The organism is Streptomyces sp. NPDC053750 (genome assembly GCF_044544295.1).
Classification (GTDB): domain Bacteria; phylum Actinomycetota; class Actinomycetes; order Streptomycetales; family Streptomycetaceae; genus Streptomyces.
Window position 1 is genome coordinate 754469 of the sequence record NZ_JBITXB010000002.1, and the last position, 13283, is coordinate 767751.

The window sequence follows — 13283 nt, forward strand, 5'->3', positions numbered from 1 at the left end:
CGCACACGAGTAGAGACAATGGGAGAGACGATACGCATCGTCTTGCTATAGTGGAGGCATGCACTTCTTCTACTTTCTCTGAGTCCGGGCACGGCCGACGCCGCCGTTTCTGCTGCCCGTAGACACGTCGTACCCCCAGGGAAAGTCACATGCGCGAACGCGCCCGTAGAGCTGTCCCCGCTGCCGTGGCACAGCTGTCCGTCAAGAACGTCACCAAGTCCTATGGCACCCGGACCGTCCTCGACCAGGTCTCCTTCACCGTGCGCCCGGGGGACAGGGCCGCCGTCATCGGTGAGAACGGCTCCGGCAAGTCCACCCTGTTGCGGCTGCTCGCCGCGGCCGAGGAGCCGGACACCGGGGAGATCACCGTCGGCTTCCCCGGTGGCACCGGCCATCTCGCCCAGACCCTCGACCTCGACCCGCACCGCACCGTGCAGGACGCCGTCGACCTCGCCCTCACCGAACTGCGTGACATGGAGCGTCGGCTGCGCACGGCGGAGGAGCGGCTCGGCGAGGCAACGCAGGACGAACTCTCCGCCTACGGCGAGCTGCTGATCGCGTACGAGGAGCGCGGTGGCTACGAGGCGGACGCCCGCGTCGACGCCGCCATGCACGGGCTCGGGCTCGCCGGGATCACCCGGGACCGCGCGCTCGGCTCGCTCTCCGGCGGCGAGCAGTCGCGGCTCGCGCTCGCCTGCGTGCTGGCCGCCGCTCCCGAGCTGCTGCTCCTCGACGAGCCGACGAACCATCTCGACGCGACGGCCGTGCGCTGGCTCGAGGAACACCTGCGAGCGCACCGCGGCACCGTCGTCGCGGTCACCCACGACCGCGGCTTCCTGGAGCGCATCGCCACCACGATCCTCGAGGTCGACCGGGACGCGCGCACGGTGCACCGGTACGGCGACGGCTGGGCCGGTTACCGTGCCGCGAAGGCCTCCGCCCGGCGTCGCGCGGAGCAGGAACACGCGGACTGGCTCGACGAGGTGGCCCGCACCGAAGAGCTGCTCGAGGCCGCCGGGAAGCGGCTGGCCACCACCGGAAAGGACCCGCGGCAGGGCTTCGGCAAGCACCGACGCTCGCACGAGGCGAAGCTCGGAGGACAGGTGCGGTCCGCACGGGAGCGGCTGGCCCACCTGCGCCGCAACCCCGTGGCGGCGCCACCGGAACCCCTGCGTTTCACCGCCGCGCTGCCGGCAGCGGGCGGTGCCCGTCCGGTCGAGGGCCCTGCCCCGAGCGCTCCACCCGGACCGAGCGGGGAACACCCCCTGGCCGAGCTCGACGGTGTGGGCGTGGGTGAACGGCTGCGTCTGGACGGTCTCCTCGCCATCGCGCCGGGGCAGCGGCTTCTCGTCACGGGCGAGAACGGGGCCGGCAAGACGACGCTGCTGCGCGTCCTGGCGGGCGACCTGGAGCCCGACACCGGCGCGGTACGCCGCCCGGTCCGGATCGGGTACCTGGCGCAGGAGCTGCCCGCGCGCTCCACGAGGCTCCCGCTGCTCACCGCCTTCGCGGCCGGGTGGCCCGGGCTGCCGGAGGAGTACGCCGAACAGCTGCTGGCGCTGGGGCTGTTCCGTGCGGAGGACCTGCGCGTCCCGGTCGCGGCGCTCTCCGCGGGGCAGCAGCGGCGACTGCAGCTCGCCCGGCTGGTGACGCGGCCCGCGGACCTTCTCGTCCTCGACGAGCCGACGAACCACATCGCGCTCGATCTCGTCGAGGACCTGGAGGCGGCGCTCGCGGTGTACCCGGGAGCGGTGGTCGCGGTCTCGCACGACCGCGGCTTCCGCGAGCGCTTCCCCGGGGAGCGGCTGGAGCTGCACCGGGGCCGCAGGCGCTGACGGCAAAGGCCCGGCGCCGCCCGTTCCTGTTTCGACACTCCTCTATGTTGACGTTTCTCGATTCACGGCGGAAGCTTGTATCGAGAAACGTCAATGCAGTCCGTCGAGGAGCGAGCCATGACCGAGCAGACCGCAGACGACCTGCGCGAAACCGTCCGTCAGCGATACGCCGCCTCGGCCCTCGAGGTCGCCGAAGGCGGCACGGCCTGCTGTGGGTCCGAGCCGGTCGACGTCGACGACGACTTCGGCGGGGCGCTCTACGCCGCCGACGACCGCGACGCCCTCCCGGCCGAGGCGGTCGCCGCCTCCCTCGGCTGCGGCAACCCGATCGCCGTGGCCGATCTTCGCGAAGGTGAGCGCGTCCTCGACCTCGGCTCCGGCGGCGGCATCGACGTCCTGCTCTCCGCCCGCCGCGTCGGACCGACGGGCAAGGCGTACGGCCTGGACATGACCGAGGAGATGCTCGCCCTCGCCCTGGCCAACCGGAGGAAGGCCGGCGCCACGAACGTCGAGTTCCTCAAGGGCACCATCGAGGCCGTTCCGCTGCCCGCCGGCACGATCGACGTCGTGATCTCCAACTGCGTGATCAACCTGTCCACCGACAAGCCGGCCGTCTTCGCGGAGATGTTCCGAGTCCTGGCCCCCGGTGGCCGGATCGGCATCTCGGACGTAGTCGCCGAGGACGAACTCACCCCGGCCCACCGCGCCGAGCGTGGCGACCACGTCGGCTGCATCGCCGGTGCGCTCTCCTTCACCGAGTACCGCGACGGGCTGTCGGCGGCCGGCTTCACCGGCATCGAGCTCACCCCGACCCGCACTGTCGCCGACGGCATGCACTCCGCCGTCGTCCGAGCGGTCAAGCCGGACAGGGCCGTGCCGCGTCACGCGACAACGTGCGGCGGGCAGGGCAACCTTGTGGGCGGGTGGTGAGTCTTCTGATTGATCACTGCGTGATCGGACCCACAAGGAGACCATCATCAGCGCCATACGCAAGACCCTGACCGCCACTGCTGTAGTCGGTGCCGTCCTCGCGGGCTCCGCTGCCTGCGGTACGGCGGAGCAGCTTTCCGCCGGCCAGAAGCTCGACCAGGCCTTCGAAGAGCTCGGCAAGAAGAAGACACTCTCCTTCGAGCTCGACGTGGACACGGATGTCGCGTCGCTGAAGGCGCTGGACGCCAAGTCCGAGCCGGCGCCCGGCGAGGAGATGCCGGATGAGGCTGCCGAGCTGATCAGCGGTGCGAAGATCACGATGACCGTGCAGTCGAAGAAGCCGATCGAGGAGTCCGGAGAGCAGGACTTCGTTGGCATGGCCATGAAGATCAGCAATGCGGACGGCGACCTCGCCGAGTACCGGGTGGTCGGCGACTACACCTATGTCCGTGCCGACATCGAGACCATCGGCCAGATGATGGGGAGCCCGGTACCGGCTGCCGAGGACCTGCCCCCGGAGGCCGGGGCGTTCAAGGACGTTCTCGAGGGCAAGTGGGTGAAGTTCAGCACCAAGGAGATGGAGGAGGTCGCCGCCGAGGGCCAGGACGCCCAGGACGCTCCCGCACCCGACCCGACCCTCGACGCCAAGACGCAGAAGAAGCTCGTGGAGGCGCTCCGCTCGGTCGTCGCCCGTGAGGTGGACTTCAAGACGGCCGACGGCGAGGACGGCGCCGAGCGCGTCACCGCCACGGCGCCCTTCCGCACGCTGCTCACCGAGCTGCTCGGTGAGATCCGCCCGCTGGCCAAGGACCTGCCTCCCGGCATGGACCTGCCGACGGACCAGGACCTGAAGGACGCCCCCGACACGAAGGTGACGGCGGACTTCACGCTCAAGAACGGTGAGCTGACCGAAGTGGACCTGGACCTCGCCGCGTTGGCCGAGGACGCCAAGGTCAAGAAGCTGGGCCTGACGCTGCGGATGAGCGACGGCACCAAGCCCACCGCCCCGGCCGGCGCCGCCGAGCTGGACCTGGCGGAACTCATGGAGGGCTTCTTCGCCGGTCCGATGGTGGAGGACGACGAGTTGTCCGAGAGCGACCTCGCCGACCTGGGCCTCCCGGCTGACGAGCTCTGATCGCACCGAGCTCGCACGGAACGGGCACCGCACTCGTCCGGTGGACACCCTCACGAGTGCGGTCCGCCCGTCCCACCGCGCCCGCTTGCTGCCCGGTGGTGCAGGATCCCTCGGCATCGGACAGCGCGTTCGGCGGTCGGACGCGCTGTCAGGCGGAGGGCACGGGGCCGCCGGGCCGGAAGCGCTCCACCCCGACGATGTGCCGCACCTTGACCGGACGCACGATCACCGCGACCCGTTGCTCCCCCGGCATGATCCACTCGAAGCGTTCGCCGCCCAGGTACTTCCGGGCCAGCCGGTCCATCCGATCGTGCGCCTCCTCGCCCTCGATGAAGCGGGCCACCACACCACTGATCTGCACCCGGTCAAAGGGATCGGCGGCGTCCGCGTGCGAGAGATAGACGCGGGGGTCGCGGCGCAGGTTCTCCTCCTTCACCCGACCCACCGAGGTGTTGAACGTCAGCTCGCCCTCCCCCTCCAGATCCACCCACATCGGGCTGACCTGCGGCGCTCCGTCGGCGAACACGGTGCCGACATACCAGATGTTGGGGGCTTCCAGTCGGGCGCGGACGGCGTGGTCAAACGTCGTAGTCATCCCGGGAGGCTATCAATCATGATCGGCGGAGCGAGTTTCGATCACCGCTCGGCGACGCGGTTCGGCTGCAGCAGGAGGAGCGCGATGTCGTCGGTGTGCGGGCCGACGCGGCGCGCATGGTGGACGAGGCTGTCCACCAGTTGGTGCAGCGGAAGGCTGCTCGACCGGCCCAGGTGGTGCGCGAGGTCGGCCGTGGTGTCGGCGATGTCGAGACCGGGGGCTTCCACGAGGCCGTCGGTGTAGAGGGCGAGCAGGGACATCAGGGGCAGGGGCACGGTGGTGAGCGGGTAGGAGGGCGTGCCGACACCGAGACCGAGAGGCGGACCGGGACGGGTGTCGAGGGCATGGGTCCGGTTGTCGGGATGACGTAGCAGCGGGGGCGGATGGCCGGCGCTGGCGAGAGTCACCCGCCGGCGGGCCAGGTCGATGTGGGCGTAGAGACAGGTGACGAAACGGTCGGCGTTGAGGTCGGCGAGGTCACGGTCGGTGCGGGTGAGGACCTGGTCGGGAGTGGCTCCGGCCGTGGCGTGGGCGTGGACGGCCATGCGTACCTGGCCCATGAGGGCGGCTGCCTTCGTGTCGTGTCCCTGCACGTCACCGATGACCGCTGCGGCGGTGGTGTCGGTGAGGCGGATGAGGTCGTAGAAGTCGCCGCCGATGTCCATGCCGTGACTGGCGGGCAGATAGCGGGCGGCGACGTCGAGTCCGGTCACGCGGGGCAGAGTGCGGGGCAGGAGGGTTTGCTGGAGGGCGTGCGCGAGGCTGTGCTTGGCGTCGTAAAGGCGTGCACGGTCCAGGGCCTGGGCGATGAGACCGGCGAGGGGAGTGAGGATGGAGCGTTCGGCCGCGGTGAAAGAGTGCGGGTGGTTGTAGGCGAGGAGGAGGCAGCCGAGGGGGCGTCCGGAGCTGAGCAGCGGCAGGAACGCCCATGCCTGCTTGCCGCTGTTCTGCGGTGCCTCGGGGTAGAGGCGGGCCAATGCGCCGCGGTCGGCGAAGAAGGAAGCGGTGCCGGTGGCCAGAGTACGGCCCGCGGGGGTCAGATCGGCGTCCGCCGACAGGCCGTCCAGTTGCTCGATGACGTCGGGGGCATAGCCACGGTGTCCGATGACCCGCATCCGGCCCGCGTCGGCGGTGGACATGATCATGCCGTGGGCGCCGAAGGCGGGAAGGATCTGGTCTGCCGCCAGATCGACGACGTCCTGGACCCCGACGGTTTCGGTCAGCGCGGCGGCCAGTGCCATCAGAAGGTGGATGCGGCTCTCGGGCGGCGTGCCGGAGGAGGCCGGCCGCATGTCGAGGGGCTTGGCGGAATGCTTGGGAGTGATGAGGACGCTCGTGCCGCTGTCGTCCGCGTGAAGGCTCAGATCGAGCCACTGGTCCGGTGGCCGGAGAACGGTCAGCGCGTGGGGCTCTCGGCTGGTCAGAGCCGTGCGGTACGTGTCCATGTACGTGATGGTGTTCAGCCATGACAGAGACTGCCACGGCTGGGTTCCCAGCAGGTGCTCCGCCGGTCTGCCCAGCAGCTCGGCGGCAGTGGTGTTCACGAAGGTGATGAGCCCTCCGTGGTCGAGGGCGAGAGTGCCGAGGGGCAGGCGTTCCACCAGGTCGGCCGCCGCGCGCCCGTACTGCGACCATGGCTCCGCGCGGTGATGACGCACGAATCGTGGCCGGGTCGGAAGGGCCGGTGGGTCGGCCGATGCAGCCAGGACCCGGGCGATACGCCGGGCTCCCAACGCGACGTGCCTGCGCTCGCCGCGGCTGAGCTGGGGGGAGCGACCCGGAGCCCACATCAGCAACAACGCGCCCCGGCAGCGCCGGGCCTCGGTGAGCGGCGCCACTGCGAACGCGCATTGGTACGGGATGGCCGCCGCGACGCGCGGGTACCTGTGGGCCAGCTCTTCGAGGGAGCTCACCCAGACGAGCCGGTCGTGGCGCATGGCGTCCTGGGCCGGGCCGGGGGCAGTGGAGGAGACCCGCCAGTACGGCGCGAACGCCTCGATGGGGATCCCGCACAACGCGATCAGACCCAGCGCGGCTTCAGCCGGGTCCAGCAGATAGACACCCCCGGACCTGGCGTCCGTACGACGGACGGCCCACGCCAAGGCCTCACCGAGCGGATCACCGCCACCCGGCCTCTCATCGGCCTCGGTCCCGATCACGTAGCGCAACACCTCACGCTCATGATCAGAACGCTAACCCCGCACAAGAGGGACGGCATGTGGATCAACCCCGCGCCGCCGGCCGAGTGGCACCAGGGAACCGAGTGAGTGATGGTGGTGGAGGTGCGTACGTGAACGCCGTGCGAGAGAAGGCTTCAGAATGCAATCGTTCAAAGAAGCCGTGAAGGCAGGTCTGGCGCTGGTCGCCGTATCGGGAGCGTCGGTCATGACCACGCTGTCCGTCTCCGGGAGCGCCGAGGCGGCACCCGGCGAGTACTGCGGATCCGACAGCGTCTACGGACTCGCCGTGTTCGCCGGCGCCGACACACCGTGCTCCACCGCTCTGCAGGTCGCCGATGCCTATCAGGCGCGCAGCGGCGGCTCCTCCATGACCGTCCACGTCGGCGGGGAGGCGTGGCGCTGTCAAGAGCAGCAGGGCGACCCCAATCCTGTCGGCCGGTGCGTGGCCACCGCCGACCCGAGCCGGTGGATCGAGCTCACGTCGTAATCGTCAGCCCCTGTTGTTGGGAGATGTCCCATGGTGTCCCCAGGCCTCTTCGCCGGCGCGGCCGCGACCGCCTTGGCCTTCGCACTCCCCGCAACAGCCCACGCCGCACCGGTCGTCGTGCCGGACGACTGCGCCCAGGCCGTAGCAGTCGCGGAGATGGCGGAGCAGGACTACCAGGACACGGTGAAGTGGTACAAGGACCTCATCGCTCAAGGCGGGAACCCGGGCATCGCGGAGGAGCAGGCAGTGATCGACGCCCGAGCCGATCGCGACAGGACGGCGACCCAGGCGCAGCGCATCTGCGGTCCGTGACCCACATGTGCTCCTCCCGGATGTTCTTGCCGATGTTCGCGTAGCTGCACCTTCACTCGGGATCACTTCCTGACCGCGAGGCCGCAGACGGAGACGTCGGCCGTGTCCTCCTCGGACTGCTCGGCTTCCGGGCGCCAGGTGGCGGTGGACACGACCCCCGGCTCCACCAGATCCAGGCCGGTGAAGAAGGAGCCGATCTCCTGCGGCGACCGCAGGTGGTAGGTGTGGGCCGACTGCCCGTTGTAGACCCCGACCGCCGTGCTGAGCGCCTCGTTGGTGTTCGTGCCGTCGCTCAGGGCCAGGTAGCTGCCCGACGGCAGGGCTGACATCAACGTGCTCACCAGGTGGGCGGGGCGTTCGGCGTCGGAGATCTGCCCCATGATGCCCAGCATGGTCAGGGCGACCGGGCGGCCGAGGTCCAGGGTCTTGGCGGCCTCGGCCAGGATCCGCTCCGGGTCCCTCACGTCGGCGTCGATGTAGGCGCAGGCGCCCTCGGTGCTGCTGGTGAGCAGAGCCTGCGCGTGCACCAGGACAAGGGGGTCGTTGTCGACGTACACGATGCGACTCTCCGGCGCGATGCGCTGGGCCAGTTCGTGGGTGTTGTCGGCGGTGGGCAGTCCGGTGCCGATGTCGAGGAACTGGCGGACACCGGCCTCGCCCGCGAGGAAGCGCACGGCGCGGGCGAGGAACCTGCGTTGCAGCCGGGCGACGGCGGCGAACTCCGGGAACGTCTTGAGGATGACCTCACCGGCCTCGCTGTCGACGGGGTAGTTGTCCTTGCCTCCCAGCAGGTAGTTCCAGACACGGGCGGAGTGCGGGCGATCGGTCCCCAGCCCGGCCCTGACTTCTTCACGCGGGTGAGTCATGGGGAAAGCTTCACACGGATGCTTCGGCGAGAGCCCGCTGGGCAACTACCCCGAACTCGCCTGCACCACGCGGGACTCGCTTTCTCTGAGAATGTTCAGACTTTGTCCTTGACTGGCCGAAAGTAGGGGCTCTAGCGTCCAACTCACCGACTTCGCCGGGGTTTTCGTCCCGCCCTGCCGCACTGCGGTGGGGCGGTGGCAATACCCCCTGGTCTTTGCAGCCACGACCAGCCCAAAGGAGTTCTGAGTGCGCATCAGACGGATCGCCACCCTCGTAGGGGCGGCGGCGCTGGCAGGGACCGTCGGGCTCCTGCCCCTGTCCCCGGCCCAAGCCGCCAAACCGGAGCCCGCACCGCCCGTCCCGTCGAACTTCCAGAAGGTCACCCTCAACGACCGCCCCGGCGAGCCCATGGCCCTGGCCGTCCTGCCCGACCGCCGGGTGCTGCACACGGCGCGTACGGGCGAAGTCCGGATCCACGACCCGAAGAGCGGCGTGAACTTCCTCGCCGCCGACATGAAGCAGAGCCCCGCCGGGCTCTACCAGCACGACGAGGAAGGCGTGCAGGGCATCGCCGTCGACCCCGGCTTCGCCAAGAACCGCTGGGTCTACCTCTACTACTCGCCCCGACTCAGCACCCCCGTGGACGACCCCGCCACCCCGGGCGTCAACGAAGGCGACGCGCCGCTGACCGGCAAGCCCGAGGACTTCGCCAAGTACAAGGGCGTCACGCGGCTGTCGCGGTTCAAACTGAAGGGCAACGAGCTCGACTTCGGCACCGAGCAGAAGATCCTCGACGTCCCGGCCGACCGAGGCCTCTGCTGCCACGTCGGCGGCAAGATCGACTTCGACCGCAAGGGCAACCTGTTCCTGTCGACGGGCGACGACACCAACCCCTTCGAGTCGAACGGCTACGCCCCGCTCGACGACGGCCCCGACCGCAACCCGGCGTTCGACGCGCGGCGCACCTCCGGCAACACCAACGACCTGCGCGGAAAGGTCCTGCGCATCAAGGTGGAGCGCGACGGCGGCTACGAGATCCCGCGCGGCAACCTCTTCGCGCCCGGCACCCCGAAGACCCGCCCCGAGATCTACGCCATGGGCCTGCGCAACCCGTTCCGCTTCGGCGTGGACGACCGGACCGGCGAGGTCTACGTCGGCGACTACTCGCCCGACGCCAACCAGGCGAACCCCGACCGCGGCCCCGCCGGCCACGGCCGCTGGATGGTCATCGACCGCCCCGCCAACTACGGTTGGCCGTTCTGCGTCTCCCGTGACCTGCCCTACCAGGACTACGACTTCGCCACCAAGAAGTCGAGCGGCGCCTTCAACTGCGACAAGCCGGTCAACGACTCGCGCCACAACACCGGCCTGAGCAAGCTGCCGCCGGTGACGGACGCCGAGATCGTCTACGGCTACGGAGCCTCCGAGGAGTTCCCGGAGCTCGGCACCGGCGGCATCGGCCCCATGGGCGGCCCGGCCTACCGCTACGACAAGGGGAACAAGGCCCAGAACCGCTGGCCCGAGTACTTCGACGGCAAGCCGCTCTTCTACGAGTGGACCCGCGACCAGATGAAGGCCATCAGCCTCGGCAGGAGGAACGAGGTCACGAAGATCGAGGACGCGATCCCGTCGATCAAGACGGACGGCCCGATCGACGCCGAGTTCGGTCCCGACGGCGCCCTCTACGTCCTCGAGTACGGCACCGGCTACTTCGCGGAGCTGCCCGAGGCACAGCTCTCCCGCATCGACTACACGCGGGGCAACCGCACCCCGGAGCCCATGGCCGCCGCGGACGTGACCAACGGCACCAACCCGCTGACGGTCCAGTTCTCCAGTGCCGGCACCAAGGACGCCGACGGTGACGCCCTCCGCTACGCCTGGGACTTCGACGCCGACGGCACCGTGGACTCCCGCGAGGCCAACCCGAAGCACACGTTCACCGAGAACGCCGTCTTCGACGCCACGCTGAAGGTCACCGACAGCACCGGCCGTTCGGCCTCCGCGTCGGTTCCCGTCGTGGTCGGCAACAAGGCGCCGGTCGTCTCGCTCACGACCGACCCCGCTCCGCACGGCGGCCAGGAGTTCCACTGGGGCGACACGGTCACCTGGGAGGTCACGGTGACCGACGACCAGCCGGTGGACTGCGCGAGGGTGTCCGTGTCGTTCATCCTCGGCCACGACACGCACGGCCACCCGCTGTCGACGAGCACCGGCTGCTCCGGTTCGTTCAAGACGTTCGTGGACGGCGGTCACTCCGGTGCGGACAACCTGAGGGCGGTCTTCAACGCCAGCTACAAGGACGCTCCTCCGGACGGCCTGCCGGCCCTCTCGGGCAGCGCCGAGGTCGCACTGATCCCGGCCCACTGACCGGGGAGAAGGCATGAGGCGGGGCGCCACCCGGAGGTGGCGCCCCGCCGCTGTTCCAGCCCGCGTGCGGCCTGGTCAGGCACGCACCGGAACCTCGGTACGTGCGCGGGTGCCGGCGGCCGGGGCCACGAGGACGGCCATGGCGACGAACGCCAGCACCACCACCATCGCCGGACGCAGCCCGTAGTGATCGCCCAGGAAACCGAGCGCGGGCGGCCCCACCAGAAAGGCGATGTAACCGATCGTCGCCACGAGACTGACCCGGGCGGTCTCGTCGGGTCCGGAGTCGCCCGCCGCCGACAGGGCCACCGGAAAGCCCAGGGACGCGCCAAGACCCCAGAACAGGACGGCGGCCGCGGCCACGAAAGCGTTGTCGGAGAAGATGACCAGGGACAGGCCCACGGCTCCGGAGATCGCGCTGGCCCGCACGACAGCCGCCCGGCTGTATCGGTTGAGGAAGAACGTGCCGCCGAAACGCCCCAGGGTCATCGCCGCGGCGAAGCCCACGAAGACGAGCGAGCCGGCCGCGGCGCCGAGCCCGTGACCGTCGACCATGAGCAGCGGCAGCCAGTCGTTGGCGGCCCCCTCGGCGAGGGCCATGGCGAGGACGATGGCCCCGATCAGCAGGAGCCCACGGTCCCTCCACACCTGCGGCCGCGCCTGCTGCGCGGAGTCCGCAGCAGGCGGAGCGGTGCGGATCCCGGTCCCGGCCTGGACGGCACCGATGGCGTACGCAAAGATCGCAGCCGCCACCACGGCAACGGCCAGCAGGTGCCAGTGGGCGGGAAACGCCACCGCGGTGGCCGCCATGCCGGCCAGGCCACCGACGACGGTGCCCAGGCTGAAGTATCCGTGCAGCGTGGGCAGAACCGCCGTGCCGGTGATCCGTTCCACGTCGGCACCGTCCACGTTGATCGCCACCTCACCCGACCCGAACCCCATGCCGAGCACGCACAGTCCCGCAGTGACCAGCGGTGCGGAGGCGAGGGCGCTGCCCACCCCGACGACGGCCACGCTCGCGACGACCAGGAGGGTGGCGAGTGCCGTCACGGGCCTGGTGCCGAACCTCGACACGAAGCGGCCGGAAAACAGGATGCCGGCCATGGAGCCGACCGACAGGCCGAAGAGCACCAGTCCCATCTGCCCGGTGGACACCCCCAGGTGATCACGGATGTCCGGCGTGCGCGTGACCCAGGAGGCCATTGCCATGCCGTTGAGGAAGAAGAACAGGAACAGCGCCCGACGGCGTCGGCGTATGGCACGGTCTATCAAGAAGGGCTCCGCTGGTGTTCGACAGAATCGACGGACACAGGCAGGCAACGGGTCCGTGCACCCACCAGGTATGTACAAATGTACACACTCGCCGAGGGTACGAGAAGACAAGGCAGACCACGACGATGACAGGCAGCACCCGCGGCCCCAACGACCCCCGGCGCCGCGAACGCATCCTCGACGCCGCGCTCGACGTCATCGCCGAGCACGGTGCCATCAAAGTGACCTTTCGGAAGATCGCCGACGCGGCCGGCGTGCCGCTCGGTTCCCTCACCTACTACTTCGACGACATGCAGCACCTGCTCACCGACGCCTTCACCCGCCACGCCGAGTCCGTCTCCACGCGCTACGGCGCCCTCCTGGAGGCCGCGCGGTCACCCCAGGAAGCACAGGACGCGGTCGTCGAGATCATCTGCGGCAAGGTCTGGGGAACCGACCACAATCTCCTGCTCGGTTACGAGCTCTACGCCTTCGCCACCCGCCACCCCGAAGTGCGCGCCGTCATGCGGTCCTGGATGCAGGCCAGCCGCGACTCGCTGGCCAGACACTTCGACCCGCTCACGGCCCGGGCCCTCGACGCCCTGATCGAAGGACTCTCCATCCACAACTCCGTCGACCTCCGGCCCACCGACCGCGGGGAGGTGGCCGCCATCGTGAGCGCCGTCGTCAACCGGCACCGCTGAACGCGGCGAGGAGCAGGTCGGTGTGGGGTGTCGCCGGCAGTGATTCCTCGGCGTCACCGGGACACGGGCGCTCACCGGACAGCCGGGCTCGCGTCAGACGACGGCCCGGCGGTAGACCTGCCGTGAACCACCCTCCGGGCCCGGATCCGCGGCCTCGGCCGGGCTGAAGCCGAGACGCTCGTAGAAGTCGCGCGCGCCGCCGGCGACCGCGCCCGGGTGGTCGGCCCCGAAGGTGATCACCTCGATGCTGCCCGGCCGGCGCACGAACCTGCGTGTCGCGTCCTCCATGAGCGCGCGGCCGACGCCCTGCCCACGGTGCTTCTCGGAGATGACGAGCCAGTCGATGTGGTACTTCGGGGCCTGGCTGTCGAACAGCAGGCCGCCGAGCACATCCGGGCCCGAGACGGCGACGAGCGCCGTGGCCCGGCGAATGTGCTCCTCCACGGCGCGGTGGAAACCGGGATCCCCGACCATCGGGCCGAACCAGTGCTCGACCTGGGCCGCCAAGCCGAGGAGGCCGGGGAAATCCTGCTCTTCCGCAAGTCTGACGATCACTCGAACAGTCTGCCACGCACCAGCGCGCCATCCACTCGGTCGGCCGGTGCCCGATGCCTTGCCGG

Annotated in this window: 12 protein-coding genes; 7 read left to right on the top strand and 5 right to left on the bottom strand. The window is 70.0% G+C overall.

The genetic code is table 11. From position 1 onward, the window contains the following. Positions 1 to 149: 149 nt before the first annotated feature. From ACIGO6_RS08790 to ACIGO6_RS08800, 3 genes are all read left to right on the top strand, one after another. On the top strand, positions 150 to 1835 hold the full coding sequence (locus tag ACIGO6_RS08790) for an ABC-F family ATP-binding cassette domain-containing protein (protein WP_399873233.1): 1686 nt from the start codon (positions 150 to 152) through the stop codon (positions 1833 to 1835). Between the two features lie 117 nt (positions 1836 to 1952). Next, positions 1953 to 2765, top strand: a complete 813-nt coding sequence (gene arsM, locus ACIGO6_RS08795) for an arsenite methyltransferase (RefSeq protein ID WP_399873235.1) — start codon at positions 1953 to 1955, stop codon at positions 2763 to 2765. A 67-nt stretch (positions 2766 to 2832) separates the two neighbouring features. Continuing rightward, a complete protein-coding gene (locus ACIGO6_RS08800) occupies positions 2833 to 3900 on the top strand; it encodes a hypothetical protein (protein ID WP_399873626.1) in 1068 nt (355 codons plus the stop codon). Positions 3901 to 4048: 148 nt separating this feature from the next. Here ACIGO6_RS08800 and ACIGO6_RS08805 read toward each other — a convergent pair whose 3' ends face one another. After that, positions 4049 to 4495, bottom strand: coding sequence for a TIGR03618 family F420-dependent PPOX class oxidoreductase (locus ACIGO6_RS08805; protein WP_399873238.1), 447 nt, complete (start codon positions 4493 to 4495; stop codon positions 4049 to 4051). 41 nt (positions 4496 to 4536) lie between these two features. After that, positions 4537 to 6654 carry a SpoIIE family protein phosphatase gene (locus ACIGO6_RS08810; protein WP_399873242.1) on the bottom strand — a complete coding sequence of 706 codons (2118 nt, stop codon included), beginning with the start codon at positions 6652 to 6654 and terminating at the stop codon, positions 4537 to 4539. Between the two features lie 226 nt (positions 6655 to 6880). On the opposite strand from ACIGO6_RS08810, the gene ACIGO6_RS08815 reads away from it, so the two are divergent. Beyond that, positions 6881 to 7162 (top strand): hypothetical protein, encoded by a 282-nt coding sequence (locus tag ACIGO6_RS08815; RefSeq protein ID WP_399873245.1) that lies wholly within the window; start codon positions 6881 to 6883, stop codon positions 7160 to 7162. Positions 7163 to 7192: 30 nt separating this feature from the next. Beyond that, positions 7193 to 7474 (top strand): hypothetical protein, encoded by a 282-nt coding sequence (locus ACIGO6_RS08820; RefSeq protein WP_399873246.1) that lies wholly within the window; start codon positions 7193 to 7195, stop codon positions 7472 to 7474. A gap of 62 nt (positions 7475 to 7536) precedes the next feature. On the opposite strand, the gene ACIGO6_RS08825 is transcribed toward ACIGO6_RS08820, so the two are convergent. Continuing rightward, complete coding sequence (locus ACIGO6_RS08825; RefSeq protein ID WP_399873248.1) at positions 7537 to 8340, bottom strand: SAM-dependent methyltransferase; 804 nt, start codon at positions 8338 to 8340, stop codon at positions 7537 to 7539. 247 nt (positions 8341 to 8587) lie between these two features. On the opposite strand from ACIGO6_RS08825, the gene ACIGO6_RS08830 reads away from it, so the two are divergent. Beyond that, positions 8588 to 10708, top strand: a complete 2121-nt coding sequence (locus ACIGO6_RS08830; RefSeq protein WP_399873250.1) for a PQQ-dependent sugar dehydrogenase — start codon at positions 8588 to 8590, stop codon at positions 10706 to 10708. Between the two features lie 75 nt (positions 10709 to 10783). Here ACIGO6_RS08830 and ACIGO6_RS08835 read toward each other — a convergent pair whose 3' ends face one another. Continuing rightward, positions 10784 to 11980, bottom strand: coding sequence for an MFS transporter (locus ACIGO6_RS08835; RefSeq protein ID WP_399873253.1), 1197 nt, complete (start codon positions 11978 to 11980; stop codon positions 10784 to 10786). Between the two features lie 125 nt (positions 11981 to 12105). Here ACIGO6_RS08835 and ACIGO6_RS08840 point away from each other — a divergent pair, with 125 nt between their 5' ends. Then, positions 12106 to 12663: a TetR/AcrR family transcriptional regulator gene (locus tag ACIGO6_RS08840; RefSeq protein ID WP_399873255.1), complete on the top strand. Its 558-nt coding sequence runs from the start codon at positions 12106 to 12108 to the stop codon at positions 12661 to 12663. Positions 12664 to 12756: 93 nt separating this feature from the next. Here the strand turns inward: ACIGO6_RS08840 and ACIGO6_RS08845 are convergent, their stop codons facing one another. Beyond that, the gene (locus tag ACIGO6_RS08845; protein WP_399873258.1) at positions 12757 to 13218 is read right to left on the bottom strand and encodes a GNAT family N-acetyltransferase; all 462 of its coding nucleotides are present in this window, start codon (positions 13216 to 13218) and stop codon (positions 12757 to 12759) included. Positions 13219 to 13283: the final 65 nt, after the last annotated feature.